The organism is Streptomyces piniterrae (assembly GCF_005048155.1).
Classification (GTDB): domain Bacteria; phylum Actinomycetota; class Actinomycetes; order Streptomycetales; family Streptomycetaceae; genus Streptomyces; species Streptomyces piniterrae.
This window is the reverse complement of record NZ_SUMB01000001.1, coordinates 436462-451613: the sequence shown is the minus strand read 5'-3', so window position 1 is coordinate 451613 and position 15152 is coordinate 436462. Positions and strand designations below refer to the sequence as shown.

At 71.8% G+C, this 15152-nt stretch carries 14 protein-coding genes; 10 read left to right on the top strand and 4 right to left on the bottom strand.

What is annotated here, in order from left to right; all coding sequences use genetic code 11:
* Positions 1-209: 209 nt before the first annotated feature.
* A complete protein-coding gene (locus FCH28_RS01880) occupies positions 210-1424 on the top strand; it encodes a glycosyltransferase family 2 protein (protein WP_136737880.1) in 1215 nt (404 codons plus the stop codon).
* A 261-nt stretch (positions 1425-1685) separates the two neighbouring features.
* Entirely contained in the window at positions 1686-2510 is an 825-nt protein-coding gene (locus FCH28_RS01875; protein WP_136737879.1) for a polysaccharide deacetylase family protein, read from the top strand.
* A 35-nt stretch (positions 2511-2545) separates the two neighbouring features.
* Here FCH28_RS01875 and FCH28_RS01870 read toward each other — a convergent pair whose 3' ends face one another.
* The gene (locus FCH28_RS01870) at positions 2546-3295 is read right to left on the bottom strand and encodes a TetR/AcrR family transcriptional regulator (protein ID WP_136737878.1); all 750 of its coding nucleotides are present in this window, start codon (positions 3293-3295) and stop codon (positions 2546-2548) included.
* Between the two features lie 204 nt (positions 3296-3499).
* On the opposite strand from FCH28_RS01870, the gene FCH28_RS01865 reads away from it, so the two are divergent.
* The 7 genes from FCH28_RS01865 (at position 3500) to FCH28_RS01835 (ending at position 11151) form a co-directional block, all read left to right on the top strand.
* Positions 3500-5332, top strand: a complete 1833-nt coding sequence (locus FCH28_RS01865; RefSeq protein ID WP_222852373.1) for a DUF2334 domain-containing protein — start codon at positions 3500-3502, stop codon at positions 5330-5332.
* A gap of 5 nt (positions 5333-5337) precedes the next feature.
* Positions 5338-6348, top strand: coding sequence for a glycoside hydrolase family 113 (locus tag FCH28_RS01860; RefSeq protein ID WP_246102263.1), 1011 nt, complete (start codon positions 5338-5340; stop codon positions 6346-6348).
* Positions 6345-7646 (top strand): glycosyltransferase, encoded by a 1302-nt coding sequence (locus FCH28_RS01855; RefSeq protein WP_136737877.1) that lies wholly within the window; start codon positions 6345-6347, stop codon positions 7644-7646. Before FCH28_RS01860 ends, FCH28_RS01855 begins: the two co-directional genes overlap by 4 nt.
* Before the next feature lie 48 nt (positions 7647-7694).
* A complete protein-coding gene (gene wecB / locus FCH28_RS01850) occupies positions 7695-8888 on the top strand; it encodes a non-hydrolyzing UDP-N-acetylglucosamine 2-epimerase (RefSeq protein WP_136737876.1) in 1194 nt (397 codons plus the stop codon).
* Positions 8885-9562: a 3-keto-alpha-glucoside-1,2-lyase-like domain-containing protein gene (locus FCH28_RS01845; RefSeq protein ID WP_136737875.1), complete on the top strand. Its 678-nt coding sequence runs from the start codon at positions 8885-8887 to the stop codon at positions 9560-9562. Before wecB ends, FCH28_RS01845 begins: the two co-directional genes overlap by 4 nt.
* A 108-nt stretch (positions 9563-9670) precedes the next feature.
* Complete coding sequence (locus FCH28_RS01840) at positions 9671-9970, top strand: hypothetical protein (protein ID WP_136737874.1); 300 nt, start codon at positions 9671-9673, stop codon at positions 9968-9970.
* A 635-nt stretch (positions 9971-10605) separates the two neighbouring features.
* Entirely contained in the window at positions 10606-11151 is a 546-nt protein-coding gene (locus tag FCH28_RS01835; RefSeq protein ID WP_136737873.1) for a winged helix-turn-helix domain-containing protein, read from the top strand.
* A gap of 71 nt (positions 11152-11222) precedes the next feature.
* Here the strand turns inward: FCH28_RS01835 and FCH28_RS01830 are convergent, their stop codons facing one another.
* Genes FCH28_RS01830 through FCH28_RS01820 form a run of 3 tightly spaced genes read right to left on the bottom strand, consistent with a single transcriptional unit; the run spans position 11223 to position 13975 of the window.
* The gene (locus FCH28_RS01830; protein WP_136737872.1) at positions 11223-12281 is read right to left on the bottom strand and encodes an NAD(P)/FAD-dependent oxidoreductase; all 1059 of its coding nucleotides are present in this window, start codon (positions 12279-12281) and stop codon (positions 11223-11225) included.
* The gene (locus tag FCH28_RS01825) at positions 12278-12838 is read right to left on the bottom strand and encodes an isoprenylcysteine carboxyl methyltransferase family protein (RefSeq protein ID WP_136737871.1); all 561 of its coding nucleotides are present in this window, start codon (positions 12836-12838) and stop codon (positions 12278-12280) included. The genes FCH28_RS01830 and FCH28_RS01825 overlap by 4 nt, the downstream gene beginning before the upstream one ends.
* Before the next feature lie 12 nt (positions 12839-12850).
* Entirely contained in the window at positions 12851-13975 is a 1125-nt protein-coding gene (locus tag FCH28_RS01820; protein WP_136737870.1) for a type III polyketide synthase, read from the bottom strand.
* A gap of 176 nt (positions 13976-14151) precedes the next feature.
* Between FCH28_RS01820 and FCH28_RS01815 the strand changes: the two genes are divergently transcribed.
* The gene (locus FCH28_RS01815; protein WP_136738321.1) at positions 14152-15021 is read left to right on the top strand and encodes a UbiA family prenyltransferase; all 870 of its coding nucleotides are present in this window, start codon (positions 14152-14154) and stop codon (positions 15019-15021) included.
* The last annotated feature ends 131 nt before the right edge of the window (positions 15022-15152 follow it).

Sequence of the window (15152 nt, the reverse complement as noted above, 5' to 3'; positions counted from 1 at the left end):
CGGCCGATCCGACACATCGTCAGTTCGGTGCTCCCGGTGCACCACAAGGCCCGCAACATCGCCTGGGTCTTCCGGCGCAGCCTCACCCTTCCCCGTCGCGGCGGGCGCTCGCATCTGCACGCGGTCTCCGACGGCCGCCGAGTGCCGCGGACCCTGATCGCCGAACGCCCGTGTGCCCGGCGCTCGACACCCGTGGGTGTGGGGAAGCAATGAACGGCCTCGGCCGGCGGACCGCAGCGGCCTGCCCCCGCCTTGCCGCCCGCGACTCGCTCTACACCCCCGCCCGCGTCGTCGAGCTGGACCTGGAGGTGCCTGGTGTGCTGCGTTCACCAGGCGGCGCCCCGGCCGACGCACCGGACGGACGCGTGTTGGCGTTGGTGCGGCTGCATGGACACCCGCTCGGACTGGTCAGCGCTCACGGTGCCCTCGGGGACACCGCGGGGCTGTACCGGACGCTGGCCGACGCCGCACACCGCCAGCTGAACACGTCTGCCGCCGAACGGGACGCACGCCCGCACCCCGGACGCACCGTCCGGGCCGCGGAACCGGGCGACCCGCCGGCGGTCAGTGTCATCGTTGCCACCCACAACCGGCCCGAACCGCTCCGCAGGTGCCTCAACAGCCTGCTGCGGTCCGGCCATCCGTCCTTCGAGATCATCGTGGTGGACAGCGCCCCTTCCGACGACGCCGCGGAGAAACTGGTCCGCGAGCGCTATACGGCCCGGGTCAGGTATGTGAGGGAGTCCTTGGCGGGCCTGGCCCGGGCACACAACCGCGGGCTCGCCGTGGCGCACGGCCGGATCTGCGCCTTCACCGACGACGACGCCCTGGTCGACCCGGGCTGGATCGCCGCGCTGGACCGTGCTTTCGCCGACCGCGCGGCCGACCCGGACACGGACGGCGAGCGGGTCGACTGCGTCACCGGCCTGATCCTGCCCGCGGACCTGAAGACCGCCGCACAGTGCGCCCACGAAGGACACGGCGGTTTCAGCAAGGGATTCACCCGGCGCAGCTGGTCGGTGGCGCGCCCGCCCACCGACCCGCTGTTCCCCTTCACCGCGGGGCAGTACGGCTCCGGCGCCAACATGGCGTTCCGCACCGACGTCCTGCGCGAACTCGGCGGCTTCGCCCCGGCGGTCTGGACCGGCACACCCTCGCAGGGCGGCGACGAGCTGCTGGCCTTCTTCCGGGTGCTCGCGGCCGGCAGCGTCATCGTCTACCAGCCGGACGCCATCGTCTGGCACCGCCACCGCCCCACCCCCGCCGCCGCGCCGGCCCCAGCATTCCACCGCGGCGGCGGGCTCGACGCGTTCCCGACCGCCGCGCTCCGGCGCCTTCCCACCGCCCTACGAGGGCCGCTCCGCCGGGCGTTCGGACATCTCCGCAGCCTGTACGGCTATCGCCGCCGCGCCGCACGGGCGTGATCGCATGGGTTCACAAGGGCGTGATCGTACGGGTTCGCACGCCGCTCTCCCCTGCCCGGCCGAGCCCGCCGGGGTTCCGTACCCGACCGTGCTGCGACGCCGCGTCAGATGCTCGGCGCTCGTCCTCGTCCACCGTGTCCTGCCGGGCCGCGAACCAGGAGCCCGGGACGGCGCCAGGGCCACCGACCCCGGGGCCGCGGAGTTCCGCCGTGCGTCTCCCGAACCGGTGGTGGCCGGTGCGCACTCCCCGAAGGGCCGATCATGAGTGCCGTGCCCGTCTTCGTCTACCACTCGGTGAGCACCGACCCTCCCGAGTGGATCGCTCCGTACACGGTCACGCCGCGGGTCTTCGCGGAGCACCTCGACCGGATCGCCGACGCCGGACTCACCGTGGTGCCACTGCGGCGGCTGGTCGCCGCGATGCGGGGCGGTCCGCCCCTGCCGACCCGCTCGGCCGTGCTCACCTTCGACGACGGGTTCGCCGACTTCTACTGGAGCGTCACCCCGCTCCTCACCGACCGCCAGGTGCCCGCCACGGTCTACATCACCACCGGCGTCATCCATCCGCCCGGCGGCAGCCCCGAAGGCAGCCTGCTGCCCCCCGCGCCCATGCTGTCCTGGCGTCAGATCGCCACCCTCGACGCCCTGGGCTTCGAGATCGGCGGCCACTCCGTCACCCATGCGCAGCTGGACACCCTGTCCGCCGAGAAGGCGTGGCACGAGATCGTCGACAACAAGCGGCGCCTGGAGGACGTGCTCAGCCACCCGGTCTACGCCTTCGCCTACCCGCACGGCTACTCCAGCGCGGCCGTCCGTCGCACCGCACGGGAAGCCGGCTGGACCTCGGCATGCGCCGTACGCAACGCGTTCAGCTCCGTCACCGACGAGCCGATGCGCATCGCCCGCCTGATGGTGCGCGCCGACACCTCCCCGGAACGCTTCACCCAGTGGACCCTCGGCATGGGCGCACCGGCCGCCCCGCTGCCCGAATCCCTGCAGACCAAGGGCTACCGCCTGTACCGCCGGGCCCGCGCCCTGCTCGGCCGCCCGGTCGAGGGACCGCCGGGCCCTGGTGCGATGCCATGACGCCGCGTCTGGGGGCGAGCCGGCTCGAAAGCGGCCTAGGGCCTGCCCAGCTCAGCGTCGAGCAGAGCGTCCAGGCCGGCCGCCAGCCCCCGTACACCGCCGTGTTCGGCGAGGGACGGAGCGGTCCTGCGGAGCCTGGGGAGTTCCTGTGCCGGCATACGGTGCAGTCCCAGCCGGAACGCCGGGTCGGGCTCTTCGGGGTTGTCCACCATGGCCCGCAGTTCCACGAAGATATAGCCGAGGACCCAGCTGCTGAAGGCGCGGAAGGCCGCCGAAGCACCCTTCTCGTCGAGGCCGGCCTGCTCTTCCAGCAGGGTCAGCACGCGCTCGTGGTCCTTGAGGACGGCCAGCGGGCGGCGGGCCAGGGGGACCGCCAGCATGCGCGTGGCCAGCAGCGGCACCACATGCGGGTGGGCCAGGGCGACCCGGTACGTCGCCTGGGCGATCCGATGGAGTTCGGCGCGCCATGCGGGCCCGTCGGCGACGGGGACCCGGGTGGCGTCGGTGTCGGCCAGGTCGTCCTCCAACTCCAGGTAGAGGGCCTCGACCAGGCCGTCCAGAAGCGCGTCCTTGCTGCGTGCGTACCGGTACAGCGCCATGGCCTCCACGCCGAGCTCGGCTCCCACCCTGCGCATGCTCAGCGCCGAGAGACCTTCGCGGTCCACCAGCTCCAGAGCGGTGGCCAGTACGCGTTCCCGGCTCAGCCGCCCGTAGTGGCCGCGGTCCCCGGCGCGGCGCCCGTTGGCCCTGCCGCGCTGCCCGGCGTCCTTGTCCCTCTTGGCCATGTCTGCACTCCAGCCCGGACGTGCGAAATGTACGGATACATCGTAAATATTTTGCTTCACTCCACGTCTTGACCATAGGGGAAAATGGGAGAAAAGTGTATGTATACGACCAAAACTTAGACGCTATAGATACACCAGCAGCACGTCAGCAATGCGGAGCGTCCTCATGACGCCAACCGATCACCCCCTCCGAGGGCCGATCCGATGAGCCGGCTCGTCGCCCTCGCCGCGATCGCGCTGATCGCCTATCCGCTGTTCCTCGGAATCCTGATGGCCGCCTTCGGTGGGCACCGCGCCCGCCGGTGGTTCGGCAGACTCCGCCGGAGTCAGCAGAGCCTGATCGCCCTCGGCCTGGCCGCCGTGCTGGCCGGTGGTCTGTGGTCGTGGCCGAACGTGGTGGCACCCAGGCTCTCCGCCGAGCCGACGAACTGCGCTCCGACCACGCCCGCACAGCCGGCGAAAGCCGTGTCCCGCCTGCCCGGCGCCGACCTCTCCGGCCCGACCACGCCCCCGCGACACCAGGGGCCCGGAGCGCTGAGCGGACAGGCCGCGCCCACCGTGCAGCACCACGGGCGGCGCGCCCTCGTCCTCTACGACGGCGGCAGGGGGAAATGGGAGAACCAGCTGAACGCCCAACAGGCGGCCCATCTCGCCTCGCACTTCGGCACCTGGTCCGTCAAGCCGGTGTCCCAGTACAGGCCCGATGAGATGCGGAAGTACTCCGCGGTGCTGTATTTCGGGTCGTCGCCGTCCGCCCGCATCCCGTCGTCCTTCCTCGACGACGTACTGACCACGCGGGTCCCCGTGGTGTGGGCCGACCAGAACCTGAAGCGGCTGGCGGACCACAACCCCACGGCGTGGAAGTCCCGTTACGCCTTCCACACGACGGGCCCCAACCTCGACGGCGTCACCCGCGTCACGTACCGGGGCACCACGCTGACCCGCCTGACCGAACCCGGGGACGCCGGGATCCGGAACATACGGATCGACGACCCGCACAAGGCGAAGGTGCTGGCCGAGGGGCAGCGCCCGGACGGCAGCGGCTCCCCCTGGGCCGTCCGTGCGGGGAATCTCTGGTACATCGGCGAGAACCCCTTCGACTACGTCACGGCCTCCGACCGGTATCTGGCCTTCAGCGACCTGCTCTTCGACGTGCTGGCCCCCGGCACCCCGAACCGCCACCGCGCGCTGGTCCGGCTGGAGGACATCTCCCCGAACTCCGACCCGGGCCAGCTCCGGGCGGTCGCGACCTGCCTCCACCAGGCCCGGGTGCCGTTCAGTTTCGGCGTCATCCCCGTCTACGCGGACCCCCGGGGAGCGGCGAACGGCGGCAAGCCGACGACGTTCGCCCTCAAGGACCGGCCGGAGCTGGTCGCGGCGCTCCGCTACATGATCGGCCACGGCGGCACGATGGTGATGCACGGAGTGACCCATCAGCTCGACCACAAGCCCAACCCGTATGACGGGGTCAGCGGCTCCGACTACGAGTTCGTCACCGCGCACCAGAACGCGAAGCAGGACGTCGTCATGGACGGCCTGGTGCCCGGCCATGCGCGCGAGCGGACCCTGGCGCGTCTCGACCGCGGCCTCGCCGAGTTCAAGGCCGCGGGACTGCCCCGGCCACAGGTCTTCGAGTTCCCCCACTACGCGGCCGGGCCCGACGACTACCAGGCGGTGGGGCAGCGGTTCGGCTACCGCTACGACGAGACGATGACCTATGCCAGCTCGCTGTCCGGCGGTGTCCCCGACCTGCGGCAACGTGACGACCAGTTTTATCCGTACGTGGTCAGGGACGTGTACGGCACGGCGGTGATCCCGGAGAGCCTGGGCAATGTCGAGGCCACCGGGCACAACGGCCGTCCGCCACGCGGCCCCAAGGACATCGTGGGCGCGGCCCGGCGCACCCTGGTCGTCCGTGACGGTGTGGCCAGCTTCTTCTACCACCCGCCCCTGGGCCCCGGGAAGCTGCGGGAAATCCTGCAGGGCATCCGCGACCTCGGCTACCGGTTCGTCGGCCCGCAGGACGTCATGAGGTGAACGGCATGCCGACCTCCCTGCCCCGGCTCATCGGTGACCTGTTCGGACGACGGTCCCCACAGCCCCCTACGGCGCCCGTACAGCGCGGCTTCGCCCTGCCCACGTACGAGGCCGGTGGATACGACGATCCGCACGCGTCCGAGCATCTGCGGCAGATCGCGCTCACCGGCGCCAACTGGATCCAGCTGAACCCCACCTGGTACCAGCCGAACCCCGCCACGCAGGTCATCCGGCCGACCTCGATGACCGCGGCCGACACGGGAGTCACCCGGATGACCTCCCTGGCCCACCTACAGGGCCTGAAGGTGCTGCTCAAGCCGCATGTCGACCTCGATGACGAGTCCGACCGCGCGACCATCCGCCCCCCGGACCCCGAAGGCTGGTTCGCCGCCTACACGGACTTCATCACCCACTACGCACGCATCGCGGCCTACGGTGCCGACGCGTTCGCCATCGGCACCGAACTCGCCGGCACGGCCGGTGACCGCCACCACTGGCTGGCCGTCGCCGCCCGGGTCCGCGAGGTCTACCGTGGCCCGCTGCTCTACGCGGCGAACTACGACGAGTACGAAGGCGTCGCCTTCTGGGATGCGGTCGACCTGATCGGGATCGATGCCTACTGGCCGCTGAGCGACCGCCCGAACAGCGATGTCCGGCAATTGGTCCGGGCGTGGCACCCGATCCGCGAGCGCCTGGCGCGGTTCGCCGACCGGGTCCGCAAGCCCATCGTCTTCACCGAGGCGGGATACACCAGCGTGCACGGCGGGGTGACGGCTCCTTACTCGTGGACCGTCTCACCGGTGCCCGACGCCGCCGAGCAGGCCGCCGGCTACGAAGCGCTGCTGCGCGCCTTCACCGGCCGGCCGTGGTGGGCCGGTGTGCACTGGTGGGTCTGGGAACAGCTCCCCACCCTCGGCAGCCGGGCCAGGGCACTCGACTACTCCGCCCACGGCAAGGAAGCCGAGCGCGTGGTCGCCCGGTGGTGGGACACGCACAGAGAGGCACCACCCACATGACTCTGGCCTCAGTAGTCCTGCTCTGCTTCCTGCTCTACGCCCTGGGCATGTTCGCCTTCGGCCGGGGACAGGCCGGTCCGGAGCCGGACGAGCACACCGCGACGGACACCGACCGGCTGCTGTTCGTCTTCGTACTGCCCTGTCTCGACGAGGAACTCGTCATCGGCGCGAGCCTGGAGCGGCTGCTGGCGCTGCCGGACCGCAACTGGGTGGCTCTTGTCGTCGACGACGGCTCGGACGACGCCACCGCCGACATCGTCGAGCGCTACACCGATCCCCGGATCCGGCTGCTGCGGCGCGTCCCGCCGCTCGCCCGCCAGGGCAAGGGCGAGGCGCTCAACGCGGCGTACCGGCACATCCGCACGGTGCTGGCCAGGACACCGGCGTTCTCCGGGTACGGCGCGGACGACATCGTGCTGGTGGTCGTGGACGCCGACGGCCGGGTGCGGTCCGACGCGCTGTCCGTGGTGGCCCCGATGTTCCGGCCGCCGGACGTCGGTGCCGTCCAGATCGCCGTACGGATCCACAACGCCGGTTCGGGTCTCCTGGCCCGGCTGCAGGACATCGAGTTCGTCACCTACACCGAGATCTTCCAGCGCGCCAGGAGCCGGATCGGCAGCGCCGGGCTGGGCGGCAACGGCCAGTTCACCCGGCTCTCCGCCCTGGAGACGCTGGGCGACAGCCCGTGGAACCGCTGTCTCACCGAGGATCTCGACCTCGCCGTACGGCTGGTCTCCCAGGGCTGGCGCACCCGCTTCACGCCCCGGACCCATGTGTCCCAGCAGGGCCTGACCCGGCTTCGCCCCTTCCTGCGCCAGCGCACCCGGTGGTTCCAGGGCCATCTGCAGTGCGCCGCCGGAATCCCCAGGATCCTGCGGGCCCAGCTGGCCGTCCCCATCGCCACCGACCTGCTGATCACGCTGACCCTGCCGCTGCTGGTCCTGCTGACGACGCTGTCCGTGGTGGCCTTCTACGTGGGTGGGATCGCGCTGGTGACGGGCGACGGGGCGAGTACGGCACTGCAGGCGCTGACCGCGAACCACGGACTGGCCCTGATCATCTGGTGCCTCGTCTCCTTCGGCGTGGCACCCGTATGCGCCTACGTGTATGCCCGCGCCGACGAGCGGACCGGCTTCCTGCGCAGCGTGGCCTACGCGTTCCTCTTCATCTTCTACTGCTACCACTGGCTGCCCGTCGGCTGGCTGGCGGTCGGCCGGCAACTGCTCCGCCGCAGCGCATGGACGAAGACCAGGCGACTTCCCGAACAGCCACAGCCCGACGCCGAGACCGTCGGATGACGGTCCCCACCCCTCACCCTTCCGGCCTCTCTCACATGCGGTGATCTCATGTCTTCCATAGGCTTCTCGCACGCGCTGGCCGCGGGGCCCGGCGACACGTCGAGCCGCGCGGTACACGTGGCGGTCGTTCTCGGCACCAGGCCCGAGGCCATCAAACTGGCCCCGGTCCTGCGGGCCATGGAGAACTCGCCGCTGTTCTCACCCGTGCTGGTCAGCACCGGCCAGCACCGGGACATGCTCGCGCAGATGCTGCCAAGGCTCCGGCTCACCATGGGCCACGACCTTGCGGTGATGCGCGAGCGCCAGCAACTGTCCACGCTCACCGCCCGTCTGATCGGCCGGCTGGGCGAGGTGATCCGCGAGGAACGGCCCGATCTGGTGATGGTGCAAGGCGACACGAGCAGCACGCTGTGCGGGGCCCTCGCGGCCTTCTACGACCACGTTCCGGTGGCCCATGTGGAGGCCGGGCTGCGCAGCGGCGTCATCGACGACCCGTTCCCCGAGGAGCTGAACCGCCGGCTGGTCACCCAGATGACACGGTGGCACTTCGCGCCGACGCCGCGCGCGGCCGCGGCGCTGACCGACGAGGCGGTGCCCGCCGAGCGGGTCATGGTGACGGGCAACACGGTCATCGACAGTCTCCTGTGGGCCCGCCGCCAGGGCGAGGGCCGTTCGGCCTTCGTCAGCGACCGGCGGGGCCTGTTGGTGACACTGCACCGGCGGGAGAACCAGGGGCCCCGGATGCGGGCGCTCGCCGCCACGCTGCTGAAACTGGCGGAACGCCGGGACGTCGAGGTGCTGGTCCCGCTCCACAAGAGCCCCGCCGTACGCGATGTGCTCCTGCCGGCCCTGGGCGGCCATCCGCGGATCACCCTGACCGAGCCGCTGGACTACTTCGACTTCATCGCCACCCTGGCCGCCTGCGAACTCGTGCTCACCGACTCCGGCGGCGTACAGGAAGAGGCGCCGAGCTTCGACAAGCCGGTACTGGTGCTCCGGGAGACGACCGAACGTCCCGAGGTGGTCCGTGCGGGCGCCGCCGAGCTCGTCGGCACCGATCCCGGCGCGGTGCATACGGCGGCGGCCTCCCTGCTGGACGACCCGGTGCGGTACCGGCACATGGCAGGCATCCACAACCCGTTCGGCGACGGCCATGCCGCCGACCGGATCGTCGCCCGGCTGGCCCGCGACTTCGGCCGGACCCTGGCGCCGGCTCCCGCCCTGGAGGTCACGGCCGCATGAGAGGTCTCGCCCGGCGGCCGGTCACGTCGTATTCCGTCCTGCTCCTGATGACACTGGCGACGCCGCTGTCCGCCTGCGGCACGTCCCCGAGCGCGGAGCCGCAGCGGACGGTGTGGACCGAGGGCACCGAACACGGGCCCTGGCGGACCGTGTTCAACGGCCACGGCACCGTCGACGAGCGGAACGGCACCATCGTCCTGGCGCCCCGCCCGGCCCGGCGCCCTGACGTGACGCATGCGGCGCTGGTGCTGTCCACGGCCACTTACGGAGATCTGACCTACCGGCTGCGGATGCGCACGGCGAAGCAGCTGCGCACGCCCACCCCCAACCTGTGGGAGGCCGGCTGGGTGGTCTGGCACGCCACCGGTCACACCCGCTTCTACTACCTGATCCTCAAGCCCCATGGCTGGGAACTGGGCAAGGTCGATCCCTCGTGCCCGGAGAAGCAGTGCTTCCTCGCGACGCACCGGGGCTCGTATGACATCCACTCCTGGCACCACGTCCAGGTGCAGCAGCGCGGCGCCACCATGACCCTCCACGTCGACGACGAACCGCTGGTCACCTACACCGACCGCCGGAATCCGTATACGCGCGGGTCGGTGGGCCTCTACACGGAGGACGCGGTGGTCGAGTTCAAGGACATCACCGTGCGGGGGCGCCGGATCTCCGGGTGATCCGGCTCGTCGGAGTGCGGCGCACTCCCCGCACGGGCCCCGAGACAATCTCGTTATGATCCCCGGATCGCCCCCCGCCCCCAGCACCGCAGAAGGACACCCCCACCTGTGAAGAAGAGCGCGATAGCCGGAGGCTGCGTCCTCGGTCTCCTCGTCATCGCCGGCGCCTGCAAAGGGAGCGCCACCGCCGGTGACCCGTTGACTCTCGCCGAGTACCAGAAGATCAAAGCCGGCAGCAGCGCGGAAACCCTGTTCCGCTATGCGACCACCTGCCAGCAGGATGGCGAAACCCAGCCGGCCGACGGCTATCCGACCACCTGGACGTGCTTCGGCACCGACGGCAGCAGCGCGGTGTTCTTCTATTCCGAGGGCGAGTTGTTCAGCAAGGCGCAGTCCGGGCTCGTGTAGGGGATCCCGGTGGGAAAAGGCGAGCTGAGGGGAAGCGGAGGGAAGTGACGTAAGTCACGCAACGGGGCGGTGTCATGCCCGTTTTCGGTGGTCACTGATGGCCGCTCAGGGGCCTCTCACGCCGCCGAATATGCTCCCGACGCTTTCCGTTCAGCAAATGTTCATAAATCCAGGCCAGTTCACAGGCGCTTTCCAGCCACCCCCGCTGAGGGCCGATGGGCTGCGGTGTCAGCGTCGAAGGCTTGATCGGGTCCTTTCACTTCTCACCCTCAGGCGGGCCCCCGCCTTCACGGATTCCTCACATACCTGCTGAACTAAGGTCAGGAGGTATGCGAACGGGATGGTTCAACCGGCATCTGACGCTCCATCACTTCGACCTGAAAACGGCTCAAAGACCAACGCTGATTAGCGGATGCTACTTTCCGGAAGCACGTGATCACATGTAGCGTTCGTGTGGACCGGAGCCGTGGCGTCCATCACGTCATGGCTGAGTACGGGCATGACGCGAGCGCCTCACCTCGGCGCTGGTCCGCGTCGCGATCGCCCCGCAGTAGGTCTGCACATCGAACGTCGAGCACCGCCATGTCTGTCCGTACACGCCTGCTTTGCAAGAGGAATGGGCCGAGACCATGTTCATGAACTCCTCGACGACCCTTACGTTGCTACCGGAGGCCGAGTTCGGCGAGCCGGCGGACGCCGGGCCGGGCGAAGGGCCACCTCTGGCAGTCGACCGACTTCCGGACGGGAAGTGGCAACTCACCCTGCACGACCTCGAACCGGTGTCGGTCCACCGGCTTCCCTCGGACGAGGTCCACATCATCCTGGCCCCGCCGGGCGGTGAACCGGCTCCGCCGCGGGCCTCCGCCGGTCCCCCGCGATCCCTCGCGGTCGCCGCACCCGACCCGATCCAGGTCGACACAGCGGCGCGGACGATATCCGTCGAGGGCCGCCAGATCTGCCTTCCCCGGCTGGAATTCGATCTGCTGGCCCACCTTGTGCTGCATCCGCAACGCGCCTTCACCCGGGAGCAGTTGATGACCGCGGTATGGCCCACCTGCCATTCCAGCGCGCGCACCGTCGACGTCCATATCGCCCGGCTGCGGCGGCGTCTGGGGCCGCGGGTGCGGGACTCCATCAGCACGGTGTTCGGCATCGGGTACAAGTACCTGCCGCACCCGTAAGGCGGCGCCCCGGACACCCCGCCCCCCTCCCGCCGGCCGTCCCCGGTCGGGAGGGGCCCGGCGGACGGCGGTCACTGGAGGGCGTGGACCGCCGCGCGGAACACCGCCGGCATCCCGGCCGCCAACGGAACGATCAGACGAGCGCCGGCCGCGCTGCCGCCCACCCGCAGCAGCCCCTCCGTCAGCAGCCGGTGCCGCCGTGTCAGCCGCCGCCACTCCGCCTCGTACGCCTGTGGCCGGCCCGCCTTCAGACAGCGGACTGCGGCGTCCGCCGAGGCCAGCGCGAGGGCGATGCCCTCGCCGGTGAGCGCGTCGACATAGCCCGCCGCGTCGCCCACCAGCAGCACCCGGCCCACGGTGCGGCGGGCCACCCGCTGCCGGAGCGGACCGGCGCCTCGTACCGCGCCGGCCGGCGCACCGTCGAGCAACGGGGCCAGCGCCGGGAAGGCGGCCAAGTGGGCGTCGAAACCCCGCCGTTCGGCACTGAGGACGGCCACCCCCACGCATTCCGGGCCGACCGGCGTCACATACACCTCGCCCGGGGAGGGGAGGCAGCGGGTGCCGGCCCTGGACGGGGCACCGCCCCCGGGCCAGTGGACCTCCACGAAGTCCGTCCACGGGCGTACGCGGTAGTGCCGCCGCAGGCCGTAGCGCCGGGGGCGGGCGCAGCGGGCGTCCAGGCCCAGGGCACCGCGGATCGGTGAGTGCAGGCCGTCCGCCGCGATGAGCCAGCGCGCCCGGACGCCGGCGGCGCTCACCCCGTCCTCGCTCTGCCGCACCTCGCCGACCTTCCCGGTCAGGACCTTGACGCCGAGTTCGGCGGCCCGCCAGGAGAGCGCGGCGTGCAGCGCGGTACGGCGCATGCCGAGGCCCGACGCCGCGCGGAAGGGCGCTTCGGCCCGCCGCCGTCCGTCGACGTAGCGGATGCCGCGCAGCGGAAGTCCCCCGGCGACATCGACTCCGAGCGCGTCGAGGGCGCGTACGCCGCCCGGCATGATGCCCTCTCCGCACGCCTTGTCCACCGGGGTGGCGCGCGGCTCGATCACCACCGCCTCCATGCCGGCGAGCGCCGCGTGGATCGCGGTGCCGAGTCCGGCCGGTCCGCCGCCCGCCACCAGCAGGTCGATCACAGGCCCGCGCCCACCGTGTCGGCCGGGGAGCCGGGGCGGCGGCCCGGGGCACACGCCGCGGCGAGTGCCCGGCTCTCGCAGCGGATCCGTACGGTGAGCAGCGCGGCGTTGAGGACGCCGAAGAGCAGCGCGGTCAGCCAGCCGCCGCGTACGAGGGGCAGTGCGAGCCCTTCCGCCACCACGGCCAGGTAGTTGGGGTGGCTCAGCCGGCGGTACGGCCCGCCGCGCACCAGGGGGAGGCCGGGCACCACCAGCACCCGGGTGTTCCAACGGGGCCCGAGCGTGCGGATGCACCACCAGCGCAGGCCCTGCGCGGCCGCCACCACGCAGGTCATCGTCCACCCCAGCGCAGGGGCGAACGGCCGCCCGGTCGCCCAGGCCTCCCCGAGGCAGCCGACGAGCAGCGAGGTGTGCAGGGCCACCATGACCGGGTAGTGCCCGCGTCCCGCCTCGACGGCGCCACGGGCCAGACTCCAGCGGGCGTTGCGGCGGGCGACGAGGAGTTCGGCGACGCGCTCGGCGGCGACGGCCAGAATCAGCACCGCGTACCAGATCATGTCTCTCCGTCCCTACCAGCGCAGCAGGACCAGCTCGGAGCAGAAGCCGGGCCCCATGGCGAGCAGCAGGCCCGGAGTGCCGGCGGGCGGGCGGCGTTCGGCCAGGGTGTCGCGCAGGACGTGGAGCACGGACGCCGAGGAGAGGTTGCCCACGCGCGCCAGCGAACGCCGGGTGAGGTCGAGCGCGCCGGCCGGCAGATCGAGGGATTCCGCCACCGCTTCCAGGACCTTGGGTCCCCCGGGGTGGCACACCCAGGCCGTGATGTCCGCGCGGCGCAGACCGTGGTCGGTGAGGAACGCGTCCACGTCACCGGCGAGGTTCTTGCGTACGAGATCGGGAACGCCGGCATCCAGCACGACGCGGAAACCGGTGGCGGTGATGTCCCAGCCCATCACCCGCTCGGTGTCCGGGTAGAGACGGCTGCGGGTGGCGACGACATGGGGGCCGGCGGCCGCCTCCCCGCTGTCCTGCGCCGTGCCCCCGCTCGCCGGCGCACCCCTGCCCACCGTCGCGGCGTTCCCCGCCGTACGACGGGCGCCGCATGCGACCACCGCGGCGGCCCCGTCCCCGAACAGCGCGGTGGCGACGAGGTTGGCCGTCGAGGCGTCGGCACGCTGGAAGGTGAGCGAGCACAGCTCGACGGACACCAGGACGGCCACCTCGTCGGGACGGCCCAGCAGGTAGTCGTGCAGCCGGGCGATGCCCGCCGCGCCGGCCACGCACCCCAGGCCGAAGACCGGCAGCCGTTTGACGTCCGGACGCATCCCGAGGCGGCCGGCGATCCGGGCGTCGACGGAGGGCGTGGCGATGCCCGTCACCGAGGTGAACATCAGCAGGTCGACATCGCGCGGGGACAGGCCCGCCGCCTTCAGCGCCGCGGCGACGGCATCGGTGCCGAGCCGTACCGCCCCGTCGATGAAGGCGTCGTTGACCGCGCCGAAGTCGTCCAGCTCCGGGTACCGGGCGAGCGGCAGCGTCATATGACGGGTATTCACCTGCGCGCGGCGATGCAGCCGGTCGAGGACCCCGCGATCGGTCCCGCCGGGCAGGCAGGTCCTGGCGACCATGTCCGTGATCTCGCGTTGGGTGTGCCGGTGCGGGGCGAGGACTGCATGGACGGCAGCGATGCTGGTCATCTGGGTCCGGGGTCGGGGGCGGGTGACCCTGCAAGGGATGCCCCCGGACGGTGCGGCGCGACACCGTGGCACGGCCGAAGTCGCCCGTCCGGCGGCAGGCGGGACACGGGGCGCGGGCGCAGCGGATGCTCGGGGCCGACCCGTCGGACCGGCTCTAGCATGCTCGCGTGGACGCCATGGAACGGCCGGACGCCGCCGAGGGGACGCCGGGCGCCGCGCTGCGGCCACGGGCGGTGGGCCCACTGCTGAGGGCGTGTCACCCGGGGCCGACCGCGGTGGTGAGCCTGCTGGTGGGCGGGCTGGCGGTGGCCATGGGCCAGAGCGGGCCCCGGTCGCTGCTGGCGGTCACGGCGGTGCTCGCGGGGCAGCTGTCGATCGGCTGGAGCAATGACGCGCTGGATGCGGGACGCGACACGCTCGTCGGGCGACGCACCAAAGCGGTGGTGGCCGGCGCGGTGACCGCGGGATCGGTACGCACCGCGGCCGTCGTCGCCCTGACGCTCTGTGTGCCGCTCTCCTTCGCCTGCGGCCGGCTCGCGGGCACGGTCCATCTCGCCGGCGTCGCGGCGGGCTGGGCGTACAACCTGGGGCTGAAGGCCACCGCGCTGTCCTGGCTGCCGTACGCCGTGGGGTTCGCGTCGCTCCCCGTCTTTGTCGCGCTGGGGCTTCCGGGGCGGCCCTGGCCGGGCTGGTGGACGGTCACCGCGGCGGCGCTGCTCGGGGTCGGCGCGCATCTGGCCAATGTGCTTCCGGACATCGCCGATGACCTGGCCACCGGGGTGTACGGCTGGCCGCAGCGGCTGGGCGGGCGACGGGCGGGCCTGCTGCTGCCGGTGCCGCTCGTGGCGGCCACGGCACTGCTGGCGTACGGCCGTCCCGGCCCGGTCGGCGTCGCCGGGACGGTCGCCGTCGCGGGCTCGGTGGCGGTGGCGGCTGTCGGGGCACTGCTGGGCCGCACCCGGCCGAGGGCGCCGTTCGCGGGGGCGGTCGCCGTCGCGGCGGTCGGTGTCGCGCTGCTGCTGCTCCAGGGCGCGGCCTTGGGGTGAGCCGCGGCCTCCGACGTAGGAGACCTGCGGGAACGGCCCTCAGTGTGTCATTCGGGCGCTCTGACGCACCAAGGCGCACAGTTGGATCCCGGTGCGGGCAGATAGGAAATCGATCAAGGTCTCCTCCCTCG